This window comes from Candidatus Equadaptatus faecalis (assembly GCA_018065065.1).
GTDB classification, from domain to species: domain Bacteria; phylum Synergistota; class Synergistia; order Synergistales; family Synergistaceae; genus Equadaptatus; species Equadaptatus faecalis.
This window is the reverse complement of the sequence record JAGHTZ010000024.1, coordinates 1-3441: the sequence shown is the minus strand read 5'-3', so window position 1 is coordinate 3441 and position 3441 is coordinate 1. Positions and strand designations below refer to the sequence as shown.

Here is a 3441-nt window from a genome sequence, read left to right as displayed (position 1 = left end):
ACGCACGCGGATGGGCGAGACGATGCTTTTGGACATAATGAACGGACTTCAGGCGCTGCAGTTTGCGTCAAGAAAAAAAGTCCTCACCTACGTCAATGATTTGAAAAGGGCAGAAATGAGCAATTAAGAATAAGCCATAAGCCATAAGCTATAAGCAAAAAAACGTCATTCCGCGCGAAGCAACGCGGAGGCGCGGAATCCAGCGGCTTAAAATCTCCGTCTCGCGTGCGGGCGATACAGTGCAAAATGCAAAGTGAAGAATGAGCAGTAAGCTTGAAGCTAAAAGCAGCAAGCAAAAAAAAACGTCATACCGTGCTTGACACGGTATCCAGCGACTTTACGGGCGAAGCCCGTTCGGTATTGAAAAACCAACGACACTGGATTCTGCGCTAAGTCCTAGGGACTTCCGTACCCCTACGGGGCACAGGCAGAATGACTGAAAACAAATCTCAAAACAACGCTGAAAAGCGATAAAAATAGAAAACACGGCACAAAAAAACAGAAACAGAAAGGGAGCAAAAAGAAATGAGAAGTTTCAAAAAAGCAGCAGCAGTCCTAATACTCGTATCGTTTATTTTCGCTACGATCTCGCCTGCGATGGCGTCAACCGGCATAGGCGACGCCTCCGGCGCGTTCCGTGTGAACGGGGAATTAACCTTGGGAGAACATGCGGACTTTTTGGGGACAAACTGGATGCTGTACAAAGTTGACACAACAGCGGTCGCCGACGGCAACAAATACGCCTACGTCATAACTACGGACAACCTTGGCACGTCAAAGTTTTTCTCAGATTATACAGCAGCCAAAGCGAACCAGTACTCCACCTCGACAATCAGGGGCGTGGTCAGCACAAACACAAACAGTTACGAAAAGCAAATGATAGGCTACAACCCGACAACTTACACAGGGACACAAGCGAGCGGAAAGTTGACCTGGGAACAGATCAACGGGGGGGCAGACAGAACATCGGGAAGTTCGGAATACATACATACGCACCATATGGAAGGAGAAAGCACAACATATGGTAAAACGGAGAGTGTAACGACAGACAAGCTGTATCTGCTTTCCCATGCTGAGGCGCAGAGCGGATATTTTACAAATGATTCTCGCCGAAAAGCAGAGTCCTATTGGTGGTTGCGGTCGCCATATCCATCATACAACAACTGGACGTGGTGTGTCGTCTCCAGCGGCGCCATCGACCACTACCCCATCGACGGCGGCGTCTACGGCGCGGGCGGCGTGCGCCCTGCTTTGCAAATCAATCTTGAATCTCCCCTCTTCTCATCCGGTCTTTTCAAAACAGCCGCCGAAGGCGGCAAAGATTTGGTCGGTGTGGGTACGGGGTTCAGTCTGCCTGATTTAGAAGAAGGGCAGACGCTGAACAGGCTGACGGTGGAGTATGACACAAGCAAAGCAGACACGTACCACAGTGACGTAAAGGAAATGTACCAAATGCTTACCACACCAACTACGGCGGAGGTAAAGACGGAAACCGTTGGCGAAACGATAGAGACCAGAGTTGCGGCAAAAACCGCAGACAACAAGGTTGACCTCACTCACGCGCTTCTCAACGGAACGCAGCTTTACGTTAAATACGCAGGGAACCTTACAAACGCAGACGCAGATTGGATGGCGGCTGTTGTAAAAGACAGCAGCGGGAACTACGTCAACTACGCGAAACTTGGAACTGCTGAAGATTCCAAAAACATAACCGGTGCGGATGCAGAAGGCTGGTTTGCCGTGAACACCGCAAACCTTGCCAACGGCACGTACGAGCTGTACGCCTTCGCCGAAAAAATAGGCGGCACGGTTGAAGACCCGACAAAAGCGCCTGATGAAACGACAAACCCTGTTGCCGACGCGGCAAGCTCGCTGCTGAAAGCCGCCAATAGCCTTGGCGGGGATACGTTCACGCTCTCCGCCACCTACACGAACTACGCTACGCTTGAGGCAGAGCCATATAAAGACGCAGGCTTGATTGCAGTCCTCGGCGGAGACTTCAACCTCTCATTTGAAAACGATACCTACGACACAGGCGTAACCGTCGGTGCAAATGACAACGGCACAATCACCGCCGACGCGACAAGCGGAACGACGCTGACAGGAGCCGTTACAGTCGGAGAAAACGCTACACTCACCACGGCAAATACCTTCACGCTTAACGGAGCAATAAGCGGAGCAGGCACAATAGAAAACACAGGAACGCTCAACGTCAACGGCACACTCGCGGCAGCCGTCGCCAACGCCGGCAGCGTAACGGCGAAAAACGGAAGCACAATAAACAGCACAGTAACAAACGATACAGCCGTGGCAACACTTGAAACAGGAGCGTCATTCGGAGAAAACGGCAAAATAACGGGCGGAAACGTAACGCTTGGCGAAGACGTGAATTTCAAAGCGTCAAACCTTGGCACTTTGGAATCGTTTACCTCACAAGGCACCGGAGCTGTCTACAGCTTCAGCGCAACGCTGGGAGACACCACGTTAATAGAGGCAGACACCCTGCTGACCGTCAGCGGAACCGCGACAGGAAAAATCAAACTCGGCGAAATAAAACTGAACGGATTTTCCTCAGACAACTGGGCGCTTGAAACCTCACAGGAAATGCAGTACCTGAACGCAGGAGCCGACAGCAACCTTGTAATTAACGGCACCAAGTGGGTGATAAGCGAAGACGGCAAAAACTTCAAATATACCTTCAGCCAGGCAAAAGACGGAGACGCGGACAAAACCGGCTGGATGAGCGTACTCAAAGAAGTTGGTTACACCCTGCCGCAGATAATCACAAATAACCCTGAGGGAGCAGGCACAGAAAGCGGCTTCTTCGTCAACGGAACAGATACGGCAAGCGTAACGAAAGACCTTGGCGCACTTAACAACACACTCAGGGACGGCGAATTTACGATAAACGGAGCCGCTGACGGAACCTCCATACTCGACGGCAACGAACACGGCGGAATAATCGTAGCCGACACGACAAAAGGCGGCAAAGAAGACGACGTACTCAACATAGTTGACGTAACAATGAAAAACTTCAACACAGCCGTAACAAACAAAGAAGACGGAACCGTAACCCTTAAAAACGTCATCTTTGAAGAAACGGCGGGAGACTGGGACATTATCAACGAAGGCACCGTAATAGCCAAAGAAGGAACAAACAAATTTGACAAAGGCATAAGCGGGGAAAACGGCGCAATTGTTGCGGCAGACGGCGCAATCCTCAAAGGACAGGGCGAAGACGCAACAACAATCACAACCAAAACGCTTGACGGAGACGGAGCTCTCACCGTTGAAGACCTTACCCTCGTCATAGGAGAAGGCAAAGACAATAAAATTGACGGCGACCTTGCGCTTGAAGACGCAAGACTTGAAGGCGAGGGCAAGGACGAAACGACCGTAACTGCAGACACGATAACGTCAGACGGAGACGCAGAACTCAAA

General features: G+C 50.9%; 1 protein-coding gene. It reads left to right on the top strand.

Going from position 1 to position 3441, the window contains the following annotated elements; genetic code table 11:
* Nucleotides 1–525: 525 nt before the first annotated feature.
* A partial coding sequence (locus tag KBS54_01920; protein ID MBQ0054888.1) for a hypothetical protein occupies nt 526–3441 on the top strand: 2916 nt, incomplete at its 3' end.